Origin of the sequence: Falsihalocynthiibacter arcticus, from assembly GCF_000812665.2 — a bacterium.
GTDB classification, from domain to species: Bacteria; Pseudomonadota; Alphaproteobacteria; order Rhodobacterales; family Rhodobacteraceae; genus Falsihalocynthiibacter; species Falsihalocynthiibacter arcticus.
In genome coordinates, this window is record NZ_CP014327.1 from 848,900 (window position 1) to 866,852 (window position 17,953).

Annotated in this window: 18 protein-coding genes; 1 reads left to right on the forward strand and 17 read right to left on the reverse strand. The window is 51.6% G+C overall.

Annotation, left to right across the window (positions count from 1 at the left end; translation table 11 throughout):
* Nucleotides 1-215: 215 nt before the first annotated feature.
* The 6 genes from rplP to RC74_RS04270 form a co-directional block, all read right to left on the reverse strand.
* Nucleotides 216-629 carry a 50S ribosomal protein L16 gene (gene rplP, locus RC74_RS04245; protein WP_039001096.1) on the reverse strand — a complete coding sequence of 138 codons (414 nt, stop codon included), beginning with the start codon at nucleotides 627-629 and terminating at the stop codon, nucleotides 216-218.
* 11 nt (nucleotides 630-640) lie between these two features.
* Nucleotides 641-1,348: a 30S ribosomal protein S3 gene (gene rpsC / locus RC74_RS04250; RefSeq protein ID WP_039001095.1), complete on the reverse strand. Its 708-nt coding sequence runs from the start codon at nucleotides 1,346-1,348 to the stop codon at nucleotides 641-643.
* Complete coding sequence (gene rplV / locus RC74_RS04255) at nucleotides 1,348-1,728, reverse strand: 50S ribosomal protein L22 (RefSeq protein WP_039001094.1); 381 nt, start codon at nucleotides 1,726-1,728, stop codon at nucleotides 1,348-1,350. Before rplV ends, rpsC begins: the two co-directional genes overlap by 1 nt.
* 3 nt (nucleotides 1,729-1,731) lie before the next feature.
* On the reverse strand, nucleotides 1,732-2,010 hold the full coding sequence (rpsS, locus tag RC74_RS04260) for a 30S ribosomal protein S19 (protein ID WP_039001093.1): 279 nt from the start codon (nucleotides 2,008-2,010) through the stop codon (nucleotides 1,732-1,734).
* Nucleotides 2,011-2,013: 3 nt separating this feature from the next.
* Nucleotides 2,014-2,856, reverse strand: coding sequence for a 50S ribosomal protein L2 (gene rplB, locus RC74_RS04265; RefSeq protein ID WP_039001092.1), 843 nt, complete (start codon nucleotides 2,854-2,856; stop codon nucleotides 2,014-2,016).
* A gap of 287 nt (nucleotides 2,857-3,143) precedes the next feature.
* Nucleotides 3,144-4,304 (reverse strand): IS30 family transposase, encoded by a 1,161-nt coding sequence (locus RC74_RS04270; protein ID WP_039001108.1) that lies wholly within the window; start codon nucleotides 4,302-4,304, stop codon nucleotides 3,144-3,146.
* A gap of 187 nt (nucleotides 4,305-4,491) precedes the next feature.
* Here RC74_RS04270 and RC74_RS04275 point away from each other — a divergent pair, with 187 nt between their 5' ends.
* Nucleotides 4,492-4,950, forward strand: a complete 459-nt coding sequence (locus RC74_RS04275) for a hypothetical protein (RefSeq protein WP_038999797.1) — start codon at nucleotides 4,492-4,494, stop codon at nucleotides 4,948-4,950.
* Between the two features lie 156 nt (nucleotides 4,951-5,106).
* Here RC74_RS04275 and RC74_RS04280 read toward each other — a convergent pair whose 3' ends face one another.
* The 11 genes from RC74_RS04280 to rpoC form a co-directional block, all read right to left on the reverse strand.
* A complete protein-coding gene (locus RC74_RS04280) occupies nucleotides 5,107-5,403 on the reverse strand; it encodes a 50S ribosomal protein L23 (RefSeq protein WP_038999799.1) in 297 nt (98 codons plus the stop codon).
* Entirely contained in the window at nucleotides 5,400-6,020 is a 621-nt protein-coding gene (rplD, locus tag RC74_RS04285; protein WP_038999800.1) for a 50S ribosomal protein L4, read from the reverse strand. Before rplD ends, RC74_RS04280 begins: the two co-directional genes overlap by 4 nt.
* Nucleotides 6,017-6,739: a 50S ribosomal protein L3 gene (gene rplC / locus RC74_RS04290; protein ID WP_038999801.1), complete on the reverse strand. Its 723-nt coding sequence runs from the start codon at nucleotides 6,737-6,739 to the stop codon at nucleotides 6,017-6,019. Before rplC ends, rplD begins: the two co-directional genes overlap by 4 nt.
* A 12-nt stretch (nucleotides 6,740-6,751) precedes the next feature.
* Complete coding sequence (gene rpsJ / locus RC74_RS04295; RefSeq protein ID WP_038999803.1) at nucleotides 6,752-7,060, reverse strand: 30S ribosomal protein S10; 309 nt, start codon at nucleotides 7,058-7,060, stop codon at nucleotides 6,752-6,754.
* A gap of 138 nt (nucleotides 7,061-7,198) precedes the next feature.
* Complete coding sequence (gene tuf, locus RC74_RS04300; protein ID WP_062628133.1) at nucleotides 7,199-8,377, reverse strand: elongation factor Tu; 1,179 nt, start codon at nucleotides 8,375-8,377, stop codon at nucleotides 7,199-7,201.
* A gap of 57 nt (nucleotides 8,378-8,434) precedes the next feature.
* Nucleotides 8,435-10,552, reverse strand: coding sequence for an elongation factor G (gene fusA / locus RC74_RS04305; RefSeq protein WP_039003447.1), 2,118 nt, complete (start codon nucleotides 10,550-10,552; stop codon nucleotides 8,435-8,437).
* Between the two features lie 25 nt (nucleotides 10,553-10,577).
* Nucleotides 10,578-11,048 (reverse strand): 30S ribosomal protein S7, encoded by a 471-nt coding sequence (gene rpsG, locus RC74_RS04310; RefSeq protein ID WP_039003446.1) that lies wholly within the window; start codon nucleotides 11,046-11,048, stop codon nucleotides 10,578-10,580.
* Between the two features lie 12 nt (nucleotides 11,049-11,060).
* Nucleotides 11,061-11,432: a 30S ribosomal protein S12 gene (gene rpsL, locus RC74_RS04315; protein WP_039003445.1), complete on the reverse strand. Its 372-nt coding sequence runs from the start codon at nucleotides 11,430-11,432 to the stop codon at nucleotides 11,061-11,063.
* A gap of 377 nt (nucleotides 11,433-11,809) precedes the next feature.
* Nucleotides 11,810-12,724, reverse strand: coding sequence for a DMT family transporter (locus tag RC74_RS04320; protein WP_039003444.1), 915 nt, complete (start codon nucleotides 12,722-12,724; stop codon nucleotides 11,810-11,812).
* Nucleotides 12,724-13,536 carry a glycosyltransferase gene (locus RC74_RS04325; RefSeq protein ID WP_039003449.1) on the reverse strand — a complete coding sequence of 271 codons (813 nt, stop codon included), beginning with the start codon at nucleotides 13,534-13,536 and terminating at the stop codon, nucleotides 12,724-12,726. Before RC74_RS04325 ends, RC74_RS04320 begins: the two co-directional genes overlap by 1 nt.
* Before the next feature lie 144 nt (nucleotides 13,537-13,680).
* Nucleotides 13,681-17,931 (reverse strand): DNA-directed RNA polymerase subunit beta', encoded by a 4,251-nt coding sequence (rpoC, locus tag RC74_RS04330; RefSeq protein ID WP_039003443.1) that lies wholly within the window; start codon nucleotides 17,929-17,931, stop codon nucleotides 13,681-13,683.
* Between the last annotated feature and the right edge of the window lie 22 nt (nucleotides 17,932-17,953).

Below are 17,953 nucleotides of genomic sequence, written 5' to 3' on the forward strand. Positions count from 1 at the left end.
GTTGCGTTCACCGGTTGAGCCCGCCCCGCACAGCGGACATTTGATTATATCGTCAATATGCGCAGCTTTCTGATTTTCTCTGTAGCCCAGCCTCAAAACGAAAAAGCCCCCGCCAATCTCTTGGCAGGGGCTTTCTGTCTGGAACGGCCCGCAGGTTTTCGATGAAAACCCGCTACACCGTTTCGGTTTGACGCGCAGGGCGCGTCAAACCTGATTTACCAGTCTTCGCGAACAACTGTGCGGGTTTTCACCGGCAGTTTCATCGCTGCAAGGCGAAGAGCCTCACGAGCAGTAACTTCGTCTACACCGTCGATTTCAAAGAGAATCCGACCAGGCTTAACTTTCGCGGCCCAAAAATCGACAGAACCTTTACCTTTACCCATCCGAACTTCGGTTGGCTTGGAGGTGACGGGCAAATCTGGGAAAATCCGGATCCACACACGGCCTTGGCGTTTCATGTGACGTGTCATTGCACGACGCGCGGCTTCGATTTGACGCGCTGTGATGCGTTCTGGTTCAATGGTTTTGAGGCCATATGTACCGAACGTTAGCGTCGATCCGCCTTTTGCAAGACCGTGGATACGGCCCTTAAACATTTTGCGGAATTTACTGCGTTTTGGCTGAAGCATCTATCTTCTCCTTAGCGACGACCGCCAGCACCGCGAGGTGTTGGACCGTCTTGGAGTTCCTGTTGCTTACGCTCATGCGCCGAAGGATCGTGTTCCATGATCTCGCCTTTGAAGATCCAGGTTTTAATCCCGATGATGCCATAGGCAGTCATCGCTTCGACATGTGCGTAATCGATATCGGCACGAAGTGTGTGCAAAGGCACGCGACCCTCACGGTACCATTCGGTCCGCGCGATCTCGGCGCCGCCAAGACGGCCCGCAACGTTAACACGGATACCAAGGGCACCCATACGCATTGCGTTTTGCACCGCACGTTTCATCGCGCGACGGAAAGAAACCCGACGCTCGAGTTGTTGTGCGATATTCTCACCAACGAGAGCAGCATCCATCTCTGGCTTGCGAACTTCAACGATGTTGAGGTGCAATTCAGATTTGGTGAAAGCTGCGAGCTTCTTGCGAAGACCTTCGATATCGGCGCCTTTTTTACCAATGATCACACCGGGACGGGCTGTGTAAATTGTTACACGGCACTTACGGTGTGGACGCTCGATAATCACCCGGGAGATGCCAGCTTGCTTGCATTCTTCCTTGATGAATTCGCGCATCTTGAGGTCTTCCAGAAGGAGATTCCCAAAATCTTTAGTGTCAGCATACCAGCGGCTATCCCAAGTACGGTTAACCTGAAGGCGCATGCCAATTGGATTTACTTTATTACCCATTATGCTTGCTCCTCATTCTGGCGAACCAAGATTGTTAGTTCCGAGAATGGCTTCAGAATTTTGCCGAACCGGCCACGTGCGCGTGGACGACCACGTTTAAGTGTCAGGTTTTTACCAACATAGGCTTCGGCAACGATCAACGAGTCAACATCCAGATTGTGGTTGTTTTCTGCGTTAGCGATCGCGGACTGGAGACATTTCTTAACGTCAGCAGCAATACGTTTGTTGCTGAAGGTCAGGTCTGTCAAAGCCTTGTCAACTTTCTTGCCACGGATCATCGCCGCAACAAGGTTCAGCTTGATAGGGGAGGTCCGGAGCATTTTGACTTTCGCCATTGCTTCGTTTTCCGCTACGCGGCGTGCGTTTTTTACTTTTGCCATGACTTATTTCCGCTTCGCTTTTTTGTCAGCAGAGTGGCCATAATAAGTACGAGTTGGCGAATACTCACCAAACTTTTGACCAATCATGTCTTCTGTGACGTTTACGGGAATATGTTTATGGCCGTTGTAAACACCGAACGTCAAACCCACAAACTGGGGCAGGATCGTGCTACGACGGGACCAAATTTTAATAACTTCATTGCGGCCAGATTCACGGCTCTTTTCGGCTTTCTTAAGCACGTAAGAGTCGACAAATGGGCCTTTCCATACAGAACGAGACATGGATTAGCGCCCCTTTTTCTTGGCGTGACGCGAGCGGACAATCAGCTTGCTAGACGCTTTTTTCTTGTTACGTGTACGCGCACCTTTGGTTGGTTTGCCCCATGGTGTCACAGGATGACGACCACCGGATGTCCGACCTTCACCACCACCGTGGGGGTGATCGACCGGGTTCATGGCAACACCACGTACAGAAGGACGGATGCCTTTGTGACGGTTGCGACCAGCTTTACCAATGTTTTGGTTGCTATTATCGGGGTTGGACACGGCACCAACGGTGGCCATGCATTCCTGACGGACCAAACGCAATTCGCCAGAAGAGAGGCGGATTTGTGCATAGGCACCATCCCGTCCAACAAACTGAGCATATGTCCCAGCAGCACGAGCGATTTGACCGCCCTTACCCTGTTTCAACTCGATGTTGTGAACGATTGTACCGATAGGCATGCCCGAGAAAGGCATCGCGTTACCAGGTTTGATGTCAGCTTTTGCAGAGGAGATGATTTTATCCCCAATTGCGAGACGCTGAGGTGCGAGAACATAAGTTTGCTCGCCGTCATCATATTTGACCAACGCAATAAACGCCGTCCGGTTCGGGTCATACTCGATCCGCTCTACGGTGGCTGCGATGTCCATTTTGTTGCGTTTGAAATCAACGATACGGTAAAGGCGCTTAGCACCCCCACCAATGCGACGCATTGTGATTCGTCCGGTGTTGTTCCGGCCGCCCGATTTCGTCAAACCCTCTGTGAGGGTCTTGACGGGACGTCCTTTCCAAAGCTCCGAACGGTCAATCAGAACCAGCCCACGCTGGCCTGGCGTCGTCGGTTTATACGACTTTAATGCCATGCTTTCTGTCTTCCGTTTAGCTAAGCGAACCCTGCCCTACTGGCGTGATCCGCGGTGTGAGCCCCCCGAAGGTGGCCAAATTATAGAGCCCCGAAGGTCCCCGATAAAAACAGCAAACAGCCCCAGAACGAATCTGAGGCCGAGAACCATTGGCGGGGAGTATCATGTTAACTTGGGGGGTCCACACTGGATGGGGATTATTTTCGCGGGATGGCAGGAAAGGACTTGGGACGCATGCACTATGACGCTACTGACATTCGAGCCAATGTCCTCACGGAGCGGCGGGCTCAACTGATCGACGCAACACACTGTGCGAACTTCTCTGCGGGCGCTTGGTATTGCAAGGTCTTTCGAGGCCGTTCGTTTAACTGTCTGGCGATAGCACTAAGTTTTGCTTGGGAATGAGCAGATAAATCAGTTCCACGGGGTAGATACTGCCGAAGCAACCGGTTGGTGTTTTCGTTTGATCCTCGTTGCCAGGGCGATTGTGGGTCGCAAAAATAGACATCGACATCGGTTGCCATGGTCAGGCGCGTGTAATCTGCCAGTTCCTTCCCACGATCCCATGTCAGAGATTTGTAAAGTTCGCGTGGCAACCTCTGAGCCGATTTGATCAGCCCAGAGACGACACTTTCGGTGTCCTTATTCGCAACCTTTACCAGCATGACATACCGGGAATGGCGTTCGACAAGTGTCGCGATATAGCTGTTCTTTGAGCCTCCGATCAGGTCGCCCTCCCAGTGCCCCGGCACAGCCCGATCCTCGACGGATGCTGGTCTTTCGCTGATCGACACTGCATCCTTGATCTGGCCGAGACCATTGCGTTTGAGGCTGGCATGCTTGGAGCGGCGTATCGTGCGCTTGGCTCTCAAATGCTCGAGAAGTTCCTTCTTTAAAACCCCACGCGCCTGTATATAAAGGCTTCGATAGATCGTCTCGTGTGACACCTGTTTCTGCACCTCTCCCGGGAATGCACGCTTCAGCCAGCCTGCAATCTGTTCGGGCGACCACTTTCGCCGCAGCTTAGCGGATACTGCGCGGCTCAATGCGGGGTGGCAAGCCAGCTTACACATCTTGGGACGCAATGCGCAGTCCCACGCGGCCTGGTCTGACGTCGTCGCACGATATCCAGCAGATCCACCGTTGCGCCGAACCTCGCGGCTGATGGTCGAAGGCGTACGACCCAACTGCCGTGCAATTGCGCGTAAGGAGTGCTTAATGCTGAGCCCCCGCGATATCTCTTCACGTTCACTGAGACTAAGCGCCCGCTTGTCACGTTTCCGATCTGATGGACGGATGCCGCCCGTCGGTGAGATCACGGAAAAGACCGAAGATGATTGCCGGTAAAACACCCGACCAATCGAACTCATCGACTCCCCACGCTGCCAACGGTCCCAGATCTCGGCACGCTGCTCAGCTGAATAATAAATCCTGCGGCGATACTTCATAATCAACACTCCATCTTTTCCTAAAGATTAAAGTGTTGCGTCCACCTGTTGAGAACACCGCCCATACCGACCAAACTTTTGAGTCTCGGTATTTTCTGGAATACATGCCTAGCGACGAAGCCATCCAAAGGAACCAATTTGCACTAACGGTAATATTGAGTCTAAGAAGTGAAATAGGAATTGGAATATGTTTAGCACTTTTACTGCCATTGGCGGTATGTTTATGGCGGCTATCGGGTTTCTGCTAGGGCGTTTCTACGCAGAGTCTGAGCGAATCCTTGCAGAGAAACGGAAGGCGTATCTCGATTTCTTAAGCGAACTTCCACCGCTCAACGACATGTACTTGGACACGACCGAAGAAGAATTCCTTGCCGCGTTAAAACCTGCTACAAAGCGTCTTCCTAGCCTCATTTTTTATGCTGACAAATCTGTTTTGCTGGCATGGGGTGTTCTGCAGCAACGATACCTCGAAGCTCATAATGAACTGACGCCTGAAAGCCCCGCTCTTGCCCCAGCGTACCAAGCTCTAGCAACCGCTCAGAATGACCTAGTCTTAGAGATGAAAAGAGATGCCTTCCAGTTCTCCATCTTCAACTATAGTGGCAAGAGTCGTGTCCCTGATCAGTTGGAAATTGCGAGCAAGTAATCGTAGATGCGTAAGAACGGACATCGGTGCAGTCCCAGCGAACTGGCACTTTGTCCGCTTAGCGGTCATCCAACAAAAACTCTCTCTCTCCGACACAAATGCAAAAAGGCCCCCGCATTGCTGCGAGGGCCTCTTCAATTCTAGCGAAAGCTAATCTTAGAGTCCGGTGGACACGTCGATTGTATTGCCTTCTTCAAGGGTCACATAAGCCTTTTTAACGTCTTTACGCTTGCCTGGGCGGCCGCGGAAACGTTTGGTTTTACCTTTAGTGATCGTGGTGTTTACAGCTTTGACCTTTACACCAAAGAGCGCTTCAACAGCGTCTTTGATTTGGGGCTTGTTGCTGTCGATCGCGACTTCAAAAACAACGGCACCGTTTTCGGAAACCATAGTTGCTTTTTCAGTAATGATCGGCTTACGGATCACATCATATTGTGCTGCTTTGGTGCTCATTTTAAACGTGCCTCCAATGCTTCGAGACCTGCTTTAGTGATCACAAGAGTGTCACGCTTCAGGATATCGAATACGTTAGCGCCCATCGATGGCAGGATATCCAAGCCTTCGATGTTACGTGCGGCGCGCGCAAAGTTTTCGTTCACGGTGGCACCGTCGATGATCAATGCGCGTTTCCAACCCAGCTCTTTAATAGCTTTCGCCAGAACCGAAGTTTTTACGTCATTGAAATCGATTGAGTCGATAACAACCAATTCACCAGCAACTGCCTTAGCGGACAATGCGTGGCAAAGACCAAGCTTACGGAATTTCTTCGTCAGCTCGTGGCCGTGGCTACGGGGCGTTGGGCCCTTGTAAACACCACCACCGCGGAAGATCGGCGCAGAACGGGCACCGTGGCGAGCGCCACCGCTGCCTTTTTGGCGAACGATCTTCTTGGTCGAGTAGCTCACTTCTGAGCGAGTCTTAACCTTGTGTGTACCAGCTTGCGCATTGTTGCGCTGCCAGCGAACGACGCGGTGCAGGATGTCAGCACGTGGCTCAAGACCAAACAGGGCCTCGTCCAGATCCAATGTGCCGGCACTGCTACCGTCGAGTTTGATTACATCGGCCTTCATTCTACTGCTCCTTCTGCGGGAGCCGCGACAGCTGCTTCAACAACGGCACTTTTCAGTGCTGCTGGGAAAGGAACGCCGTCAGGCAGTTTCTTTTTCACTGCGTCTTTGACAGTGACCCAACCGCCCTTGGAACCAGGAACAGCGCCTTTAACCATGATCAAGCCACGGTCAGCGTCTGTACGCATAACTTCAAGGTTTTGAGTTGTCACACGAGCGGAACCCATGTGTCCGGCCATTTTCTTACCTTTGAAAACTTTGCCGGGATCTTGACATTGACCAGTAGAGCCGTGCGAGCGGTGGGAAACGGACACACCGTGAGTAGCACGAAGGCCCCCAAAGTTGTGACGCTTCATAGCACCCTGAAAGCCTTTACCGATCGACGTACCAGAGACGTCAACTTTTTGACCTGCAATGTAGTGCTCAGCAGAAATCTCTGCGCCAATGGCGATGAGGTTTGCTTCGGAAACGCGGAATTCCGCAACTTTCCGTTTTGGCGCTACGTTGGCTTTAGCAAAGTGGCCGCGCATCCCTTGGGACGTGCGTTTTGCTTTGGCCGTACCAGCACCAAGCTGAACAGCAGTATAGCCGTCACGATCAGACGTACGCTGATCAACGACTTGCAAGTTTTCGAGTTGGAGAACGGTTACAGGAATCTGTTTGCCGTCTTCCAAGAAAAGGCGGGTCATACCAACCTTTTTTGCGATTACACCAGAGCGCATCAAATACCCTCCTTAAACCTTGATCTCGACGTCAACACCCGCAGCAAGGTCGAGCTTCATCAGCGCGTCTACTGTTTGGGGTGTTGGGTCGACGATATCCAGCAGGCGCTTGTGCGTGCGGATTTCGAACTGATCACGGGATTTCTTGTTCACGTGAGGACTGCGAAGAACTGTGAACTTCTCGATTTTGTTCGGCAGCGGGATAGGTCCACGAACTGTGGCGCCTGTGCGCTTTGCGGTGCTTACGATTTCTTGTGTGCTGGCGTCCAGTACACGGAAATCAAACGCCTTGAGCCGAATGCGAATATTTTGCGACTGCATGTCGTAGCCTTTCGCGGCTTTTAAGAATTGAGAGGTGGGACCGCACGGGATTGTACGACCTACATCGAATTCAGATTCTTTAAGAAGAATTGGCGCCCCAAGTAAGGGACGCCAATCAATTGGTCAAGCAGCTAATGCTTACTCGATGATTTTAGAGACAACACCGGAACCAACAGTGCGGCCGCCTTCGCGGATCGCAAAGCGGAGGCCAGCTTCCATGGCGATTGGCGCGATCAGTTCAACTGTGAACTTCAAGTTGTCGCCTGGCATAACCATTTCTGTGCCTTCAGGAAGCGTAACTGTGCCCGTTACGTCCGTTGTGCGGAAGTAAAACTGTGGACGGTAGTTCGCAAAGAACGGCGTGTGACGGCCACCCTCTTCTTTGGTCAAAATATAGACCTCAGCTTCAAACTTCGTGTGTGGCTTAACAGAACCTGGCTTACAAAGGATCTGACCACGCTCAACACCTTCACGGTCAACACCGCGAAGAAGCGCACCAATGTTGTCACCAGCTTCACCGCGATCAAGCAGTTTGCGGAACATTTCAACACCAGTACAAGTGGTAGTTGTTGTGTCTTTGAGACCAACGATTTCGATGGAATCCCCAACGTTAACAACACCGCGCTCGATACGGCCCGTTACAACGGTACCGCGACCAGAGATCGAGAACACGTCCTCGATTGGCATCAAGAAAGGTTCGTCAATCGCACGTGGAGGCTGTGGAATAAACGCATCAACAGCAGCCATCAATTCAGCAATTTTAGTCGAACCGATTTCTGGGTCACGGTCTTCCAAAGCAGCCAAAGCAGAACCAGCAATCACGGGGATATTATCGCCGTCATAACCATACTCTGTGAGAAGCTCACGAATTTCCATTTCAACCAACTCAAGAAGCTCATCGTCGTCTACTTGGTCAACTTTGTTCATGAAGACAACCATTTCAGGGATGCCAACTTGGCGACCCAAAAGGATGTGCTCACGTGTTTGTGGCATCGGACCATCGGCGGCGTTCACAACCAAGATCGCGCCGTCCATTTGCGCCGCACCGGTGATCATGTTTTTCACATAGTCAGCGTGGCCTGGGCAATCAACGTGCGCATAGTGACGTGCTTCAGTCTCATACTCAACGTGTGCTGTCGAGATGGTGATGCCGCGTGCTTTTTCTTCGGGCGCGCCGTCAATTTGGTCGTATGCTTGGAAGTTGTCCGAAAACTGCTTCGTAATCGCAGCTGTCAAAGTCGTCTTACCGTGGTCAACGTGGCCGATTGTACCAATGTTACAATGCGGTTTGTTACGTTGGAATTTTTCCTTACCCATGAGGCTCTCCTAGTGGTTAGTGAGCGGGTCAGAAAAAAGTCTGACCCGCAATTACGATTAGGCGAATTTCGCCTGAATTTCTTCCGAGATATTCGACGGTACTGGTTCGTAATGGTCAAACTGCATCGAGAAGTTTGCGCGGCCCGAAGACATTGAGCGCAAATTGTTGATGTAGCCGAACATGTTAGCCAATGGGACGAAAGCATCGATAGCAATGGCGTTACCGCGTGTATCTTGCCCTTGAATATGACCGCGACGCGATGTCAGATCGCCAATAACACTACCGGTGTATTCATCAGGCGTGATGACTTCGACCTTCATGATTGGCTCAAGCAATTTCGCGCCAGCTTTACGCATACCTTCCCGCATACACATACGTGCAGCGATTTCGAATGCGAGGATGCTGGAGTCAACATCGTGGTACTTACCCTCGATAAGAATGACTTTAAAGTCGATCACAGGGAAGCCAGCAAGGGGGCCGCTATCCATAACCGATTTAATGCCTTTTTCGACACCTGGTACGTATTCTTTCGGAACAGACCCACCAACGACTTTGCTTTCGAAGGAGTAACCCTCGCCCGGCTCAGTTGGGATGATCTGCAGCTTAACTTCAGCGTATTGACCCGAACCACCCGACTGTTTCTTGTGGGTGTAAACGTGCTCAACTTCGTGGCCAATGGTCTCGCGGTAGGCAACTTGTGGAGCACCGATATTCGCTTCAACCTTAAACTCACGCTTAAGACGGTCCACGAGGATATCGAGGTGAAGCTCGCCCATGCCGCGCATAATTGTTTGACCGGACTCAAGGTCAGTCTCAACGCGGAAGGAAGGATCTTCAGCAGCCAAACGGCCAAGGCCAGTCGACATTTTTTCTTGGTCAGCCTTAGTTTTAGGCTCAATCGCGATCTCGATAACAGGCTCTGGGAACGTCATTGTTTCCAAAACTACTGGATCAGCAACGGAACACAGAGTGTCACCCGTTGTGGTATCTTTGAGGCCCGCAAGCGCGATAATGTCGCCCGCAAATGCTTCTTGGATCTCTTCGCGATCATTGGAGTGCATCATCATCATACGACCGACGCGCTCTTTGCGGCCCTTCGTAGAGTTCAGAAGATTGTCACCTTTGTTCAGAACGCCAGAGTAGATGCGTGTGAACGTAAGGGTACCAACGAAGGGGTCGTTCATGATTTTGAACGCAAGTCCCGAGAACGCCATAGTATCATCCGCGCGACGCGGGATATTACGTGTTTCTGTCTCGTCACCTGGTCTAAAGCCCATGTAATCAACAACGTCCATCGGCGATGGAAGATAGTCGATCACAGCATTCAACAGAGGCTGAACGCCTTTGTTTTTGAACGCAGAACCACAAAGAACGGGAATGAATTTGATGGCCAAAGTCCCTGCGCGAATAAGGCGGCGCAAAGTTGGAACATCAGGCTCATTGCCTTCGAGGTAAGCTTCCATTGCCGCGTCATCCATGTCGACAGCAATCTCAATCAGTTTGCCGCGCCATTCAGTCGCCAACTCAAGAAGTTCAGCACGGATTGGGCGTTTTTCCCAAGATGCGCCAAGGTCTTCACCTTCCCAAACCCACTCTTCCATGGTCACAAGATCGACCAAGCCTTCGAGTTCGGTTTCTGAACCGATTGGGATTTGGATTGGAGCCGCAACAGCGCCCGTACGATCTTCGATCATATGAACACAGTTGAAGAAGTCCGCGCCGATTTTGTCCATTTTGTTGACAAAAACAATGCGCGGAACTTTATATCGGTCAGCCTGACGCCAAACAGTTTCAGTCTGTGGTTCAACACCCGCATTCGCGTCTAGAACCGCAACAGCACCATCGAGAACGGCCAAGGAACGCTCAACTTCGATTGTGAAGTCAACGTGACCTGGTGTGTCGATAATGTTCATCCGGTGCTTTTCACTATCTGGAGTGTCACCGTCTTCGGTGCGCTCCCAGAAAGTAGTCGTTGCAGCCGAAGTAATAGTAATACCGCGCTCTTGCTCTTGCTCCATCCAGTCCATGGTGGCCGCACCATCGTGCACCTCACCAATATTGTGGGACTTGCCTGTATAAAACAGGATGCGCTCGGAACAGGTTGTTTTACCTGCGTCGATGTGCGCCATGATGCCGAAGTTGCGGTATCTGTCGAGGGGATAATCGCGTGCCATTATGTTGGTCCTAAGCCCTAAGGGTTTACCAGCGGTAATGGCTGAAAGCTTTATTAGCTTCGGCCATTTTGTGGGTATCTTCGCGCTTTTTGACGGCTGTGCCACGGTTATTAACCGCATCCAACAGCTCACCAGCAAGACGCTCTTCCATTGTGTTCTCGTTACGCTTGCGCGCAGACGTGATCAACCAACGGATCGCAAGTGCTTCGCGGCGCTCAGGGCGCACATCAACAGGCACCTGATACGTCGCACCACCCACGCGGCGCGAACGCACTTCGAGCGAAGGTTTGATGTTTTCGAGTGCTTCATGGAACACTTCTACAGGTGCGCGTTTGATCTTGTCTTCAACGCGATCAAACGCGTTGTAAACAATGCTCTCAGCAACGGATTTTTTACCATCGATCATGAGGTTATTCATGAACTTGGTAAGAACTTTATCCCCAAACTTAGCGTCTGGAAGAACTTCGCGCTTTTCAGCGGCGTGACGACGGGACATCTCAGTCTCCCTTTATTTAGGACGCTTAGCGCCGTATTTCGAACGACGTTGCTTACGATCTTTAACACCTTGGGTATCCAGCACACCGCGCAGAACGTGGTAGCGAACACCCGGAAGGTCTTTTACACGACCGCCGCGGATAAGAACAACAGAGTGCTCCTGAAGGTTGTGACCTTCACCCGGGATGTAGCTAATGACCTCAAAACCATTTGTCAGGCGCACTTTGGCGACGCGACGCATAGCAGAGTTTGGTTTCTTTGGTGTCGTTGTATAGACACGTGTGCAGACGCCACGCTTCTGAGGACAAGCCTGCAGGTGCATGGATTTCTGACGTTTTACTTTCGGCTGGCGCGGCTTGCGGATCAGCTGTTGTATAGTTGGCATTCCGGTTATTTCCCCGTGTTGCAACACAAAATTTCAAAACGGGACGACGCCCCGTATGGCTCATAGGCACATCCCGTGCACAAAACGCAAAAAAACCACATCCATCCCCAGTGTGGGAACGACGCGGTGGGCATTCAGAGGATCGGAGCAATAAGGCCCGGATCGTGACCACTTCGGTTTTGAATACGGCAAATCGGGAATACACCCATGCCAAGTAGGCGCTATTTATGGGGAGTCGCCGCCATTGTCAACACAGGTCAGCGCGATTCCTACCCAATGCGAAAACGAGGCCAATTTTTCGCCGAGATCATGCGTTGCGCGTAATTTGCCCCACGATTTTTCTGTTCGCAGACGCGCATTCCCACCGGATCGAATTCTCATCGGTTTAAGGCCAAGCGCGCCCGCTTCGCGGCAAGTTGTTCCCTGAACAATGTCACCAGCCCAGATAACACGACGATTCCCGCCCCAATAAGCGTGAACGTATCTGGCCAGTCATCAAACACCACAAACCCAAGGACAAGCGCAAAGAGGATCGCCGTATAGCGAAAAGGTGTCACAACCGCGAGGGCTCCTACCCGCATTGAACTCACGGAAAACGCATACCCAACAACCAAGAATGCCGATGCTCCTACGAGCAAGCAAACCTGTTGGGCTCCGATGTCCTGCCAAGGCTCCGAGGCGCCTCCCCCTAAAACAAACAGAGCGAATCCTAAGCCCGCATTCCCGATGGTCGCAAAAAATATAACGGGTAAGGTTCTAACGTTGGGGGAAAGTTGGCGTGACGCAAGATCGCGTAACGTCACGGCAAAGACCGCCCCCAAGGCATAGAGCGCATAGAAATTGAAATCAGTCCCGGGCCGGACAATGAGCATCACCCCGCAGAACCCAGCAAAAATCGCAGTCAGCCTACGCCAACCAAGCGGCTCCCTAAAAAAGAGAGCTCCCGCGAGGGCAACTGTAAGTGGAAGCGATTGCATGATAGCCGTAGTGTTGGCCAGAGGCATATGCATGAGGGCCGTTATGAAAAGGAAAGATGCCGAGACTTCACCGACGGTACGCCAAAAAACGATCCAGCTATCGCGGCGGGTCAAACGAAGGTCTAGTCCTCCTGTGAACTTTGCAAATGCGACAATCATCACCCCGACAATCACAGCTCGTATTAACAAACCTTGATAAAATGGCATATCTTCTAGCAGGACTTTCATGAACGCATCGTTCACCGTAAAGCCCGCCATCGAAGCGCTCATCATCGCGGCGCCGCGTAAATTTTCACCCTGCGTAGACTCGTACATTAGAGGTCCTGTAATGTGTCAAAGGGGATCGGAAAATGCGTATCGATACCCGTCTTGATCTCCGCTTTGGAGAGCTTGTTTGAATGTCCGACAATCACCGGATCGCTGTCATTGTCCCGATGGATTGCGCGAATGAAATTTGGTTCCGAGACATCGGAATAAAGATTAAAGAATTGGCCGAGAAATCGATGATTGCGGGCATAGACATTTTCCGGGTGTCCCGCTTGGGCGAAAAGTGCCGAGCCAACCGATAAAGGTGTGCGTTCGCAGGCGTCAAAAATGCGATTTTCGCCGTTTTTTATCTGAACGTAAAACCCTCGATTGAAGGAAAGCGCAAGAGGTAGCTTCGGTTTGCAAAGGGGTTCCAACTTCCGCGCCGTTTGCTTTAGGCGTTTGATATAATCATTGGAAAGCGCATCATCATCATCCAGCCGAAAGCTCGTCCGGTGGCTAAAACCGTCTTGAGGGATGCTGTCATAGACTTTGCGAATGGCTGCATAATTGTGTTCACTCTCTCGGGCAACAATCCGTGCGTTTGCGAGAGGCGAAATGAGGGCTTGAAGGTGATCTTTTGCCGCCGGCGGGAGGCTGTTCCCCACAAGAAAGACGCACGTAAAATCGGGGTCTGTTTGCGCGAGTAGCGACGGAAGGCAGAGCTTCTCGAACAAATAGAATCGCCGTTCAAGCCGCTCAGGATCATAGAGAAACGCTTCAAGTTCCTTAAAATCATCACCGCCCTTGGAAAAGCCCGACAGCGCCGGAAACGAGAACCGAACAAGACCGATCACTTGATTGTTGTAGTCCTGAGCCATGGGCGATCTCGCGGTTGTTTTTTGACAACCTAGGCCTGCCTTTTCGATTTTCCCAGCCCAAAGTTCGCACCAGAGGCGATAAACGAAAAAGGCCCCCACGTCGGTAAACGCAGGGGCCCAATTTAAATTGCTTGTCGGACGTTATTAAGAGTCGCGGCTTTCTTCGGTCTCGGAAGCGGGTGTTGAGAACACATCGCCGCCGATCACGTCCTTAGGCACCACAGGGGCAGCAATTGCGGCTGCCTGTTCGGCTTCTGCGCGACGGGCTTCCAGAACCACGTTGTCACGCTGAACAGCAATGGCACGCGCTTGTTGCGTGGCACCACCGGTACCAGCAGGGATCAAGCGGCCCACGATGACGTTCTCTTTGAGGCCAACCAGTTTGTCGCGCTTGCCTTGGACCGAAGCCTCCGTAAGCACACGGGTTGTCTCTTGGAAGGACGCCGCCGAGATGAACGAACGCGTTTGAAGCGACGCTTTGGTGATACCAAGAAGGATGGGTTCCCCAGATGCGAGACGGCGACCAGCGGCCTCCGCTTTGGCATTTGCGGCATCAAACTCGGCTTTGTCCACGTGCTCGCCTTTGAGCAATGTGGTTTCACCGCTGTCCAGAATTTCCCATTTCTGGAGCATTTGACGAACGATAACCTCGATGTGTTTATCGTTAATCTTCACGCCTTGGAGACGGTAAACTTCCTGAACTTCCTCGACCATATAGTTGGCGAGAGCTTCAACACCCATAACTGCAAGAATGTCATGCGGCGCAGGGTTGCCATCCATGATGTAGTCGCCTTTTTGGACGAAATCGCCCTCGGCTACTGGGATGTGCTTCCCTTTTGGAACCATATATTCCACTGGCTCCAGACTCTCGTCTTTTGGCTCAATCGAGATCCGACGCTTGTTTTTATAGTCGCGACCGAAACGAACAAAGCCGTCGATTTCTGCGATGATCGCGTGGTCTTTGGGACGACGTGCCTCAAAGAGTTCCGCAACCCGTGGCAGACCACCGGTAATGTCCTTGGTTTTCGCGCCTTCGCGAGGAATACGCGCAATCACATCACCCGCTTGAACTTCCGAGCTCTCTTCTATCGAGAGCACAGCGTCAACCGACATAGGATAGGAAACAAGGTTGCCCACATCATTGCGCAACGGTTCACCATCTTCACCAATGATGAAAATCTCAGGCTTGAGTTCGTTGCCTTTAGGTGCAGCACGCCAATCGATAACGATTTTCTGCGTCATGCCTGTTGCGTCATCGGTTTCGTCGCGCACGGAAATACCGCTTACGAGGTCAACGAATTTCGCAGTACCCGCTTTTTCGGCAATGATTGGGAGCGTATAGGGATCCCATTCAAACAGTTTGTCGCCACGGGTAACATTCGAACCCGCTTTGACGTGGATTTTCGAACCATAACTGATCTTGTGACTTACAAGCTCAGCGCCGCTTTCGTCCTCGATTGTGAGGAGCATGTTGCGGCCCATAACAATCGATTCACCCGAGGAGTTCTTAAGCAGAAGCTCGTTTTTGAAACCGACTTTGCCTGTGTGGCTGGCTTCTTGGAACGACTGTTGACCACCCTGTGCAACGCCACCAATGTGGAACGTCCGCATTGTAAGCTGTGTGCCAGGCTCACCAATGGATTGCGCCGCGATAATACCAACCGCTTCGCCTTGGTTCACCAAAGTACCGCGTGCAAGGTCACGACCGTAACACATGGCGCAGACGCCTTCTTCGGCCTCACATGTCAACGGGCTCCGCATCCGCATCGTTGCCACACCGGCAGCTTCGATAAGGTCGGATTTACGCTCGTCGATGACTTCGTTTTTGGAAACGATAACTTCGTCGGTGCCTGGTTTCAGGACATCCTCCGCAGCAACACGACCCAGAACGATCTCGGCGATGCTTGCAACAACTTCACCGTCTTTTACCGCAGCTTCAGCGGTAATAGACATTTCCGTTCCACAGTCATGTTCGCGAACGATACAATCCTGTGCAACATCCACCAAACGACGTGTCAAATAACCCGAGTTCGCCGTTTTAAGCGCGGTATCAGACAGACCTTTACGTGCACCGTGGGTAGAGTTGAAGTACTCAAGAACCGAGAGGCCCTCTTTAAAGTTCGAGATAATCGGTGTCTCGATGATGTCGCCGTTCGGCTTGGCCATAAGACCACGCATCCCGCCGAGCTGTTTCATCTGAGTAACCGAACCACGCGCACCAGAGTGGGCCATCATGTAAACCGAGTTCGGCTCCATTTCAGCGCCATTTTCGTCAATTTTCAGAGCAGAAATGGTGTTCATCATCGCATCAGTGACTTTGTCGTTACACTTGGACCAAGCATCGACAACTTTGTTATATTTCTCGCCCTGAGTAATCAGGCCGTCCATATATTGAAGTTCAAAGTCACGAACTTGATCGCGTGTTTCGTCAACGGTTGCCCATTTTGTATCTGGGATAACCATGTCGTCTTTACCAAAGGAAATACCCGCTTTGAACGCTTCGCGGAAACCCATGGTCATGATGTGGTCACAGAAGATAACTGACTCTTTCTGACCGCAATAACGGTAGACCGTGTCGATGACTTTCTGAACGTCTTTCTTCCGCAGCAAGTTGTTGACCAACTCAAACGGTGCTTTTGCATTTTTCGGCAAAAGCGCACCGAGGCGCACACGACCAGGTGTGGTTTCAAACCGCACCATGATCTCGTTGCCTTCTTCATCAATTTGCGGAACCCGCGCGATGATTTTGGAGTGCAAGTGAACGACACCAGCATCAAGAGCGTGTTGAACCTCATCCACATCCGCAAAGGCCATGCCCTCACCAATCATGCCTTGACGCATGAGAGTGATGTAATAAAGGCCCAAGATCATGTCCTGTGACGGAACGATAATTGGCGCACCGTTGGCGGGCGACAAAACGTTGTTCGTGGACATCATCAAAACACGTGCTTCAAGCTGTGCTTCAAGGCTCAAAGGAACGTGAACCGCCATTTGGTCGCCGTCAAAGTCAGCGTTAAAGGCCGAACAAACGAGGGGGTGAAGCTGAATAGCTTTCCCTTCAATCAGGATCGGTTCAAACGCTTGGATACCAAGACGGTGAAGCGTCGGCGCGCGGTTGAGCATGACGGGGTGTTCCCGAATAACCTCATCCAAGATATCCCAAACTTCGGGACGTTCTTTTTCCACGAGTTTCTTGGCTTGCTTCACAGTGGAAGACAGGCCTTTGGCTTCAAGACGCGAGTAGATAAACGGTTTAAACAGTTCCAACGCCATCTTCTTAGGAAGACCACATTGATGCAGTTTCAACTCAGGACCGGTCACAATCACCGAACGGCCAGAGAAGTCGACGCGCTTACCCAAAAGGTTTTGACGGAAACGGCCTTGCTTACCTTTGAGCATGTCAGACAATGATTTCAAAGGACGCTTGTTGGCCCCAGTAATCACACGACCACGACGGCCGTTGTCAAACAGCGCATCAACGGATTCTTGCAGCATACGTTTTTCGTTACGCACGATGATATCGGGCGCACGCAGCTCAAGAAGGCGTTTCAAACGGTTGTTACGGTTGATCACCCGACGATACAGATCGTTGAGGTCGGAGGTCGCAAAACGACCGCCATCAAGCGGAACCAAGGGGCGCAACTCTGGCGGGATCACTGGGATCACCGTCATAACCATCCACTCAGGACGGTTGCCGGACTCAAGGAAGCTCTCAACGATTTTAAGGCGTTTGATGATCTTCTTTGGCTTCAACTCACCCGTTGCTTCGGCCAAGTCGGCCCGCAGCGTTTCGGCCTCAGATTCAAGGTCGATCAAGGAGAGCATTTCACGGATGGCTTCAGCGCCGATACCGGCGGTAAATGCGTCCATACCGAACGCGTCTTGGGCGTCCATATACTCTTCTTCGGACATCAGTTGACCGTAAGTCAGGTCTGTAAGGCCCGGCTCAATGACAACGTAGTTTTCAAAGTAGAGAATACGTTCAAGATCGCGCAGTGTCATATCCAGCATCAGGCCGATGCGCGATGGCAACGACTTGAGGAACCAGATGTGCGCAACAGGTGCTGCAAGTTCAATGTGGCCCATGCGCTCACGACGCACTTTTTGAAGCGTAACTTCAACACCACATTTCTCGCAGACAACGCCGCGATATTTCATACGCTTATATTTGCCACAGAGACATTCGTAGTCTTTGATGGGGCCAAAAATACGCGCACAGAAAAGACCGTCACGCTCTGGTTTGAACGTACGATAGTTGATGGTCTCTGGCTTTTTGATTTCGCCGTAAGACCACGAGAGGATCCGTTCCGGGCTCGCCAAAGAAACTTTGATCTCGTCAAAAGTCTTTTGGGGTGTGAGCGGGTTAAACGGGTTGTTTGTAAGTTCCTGGTTCATCTTGCGTTCCTTATAATCAGGG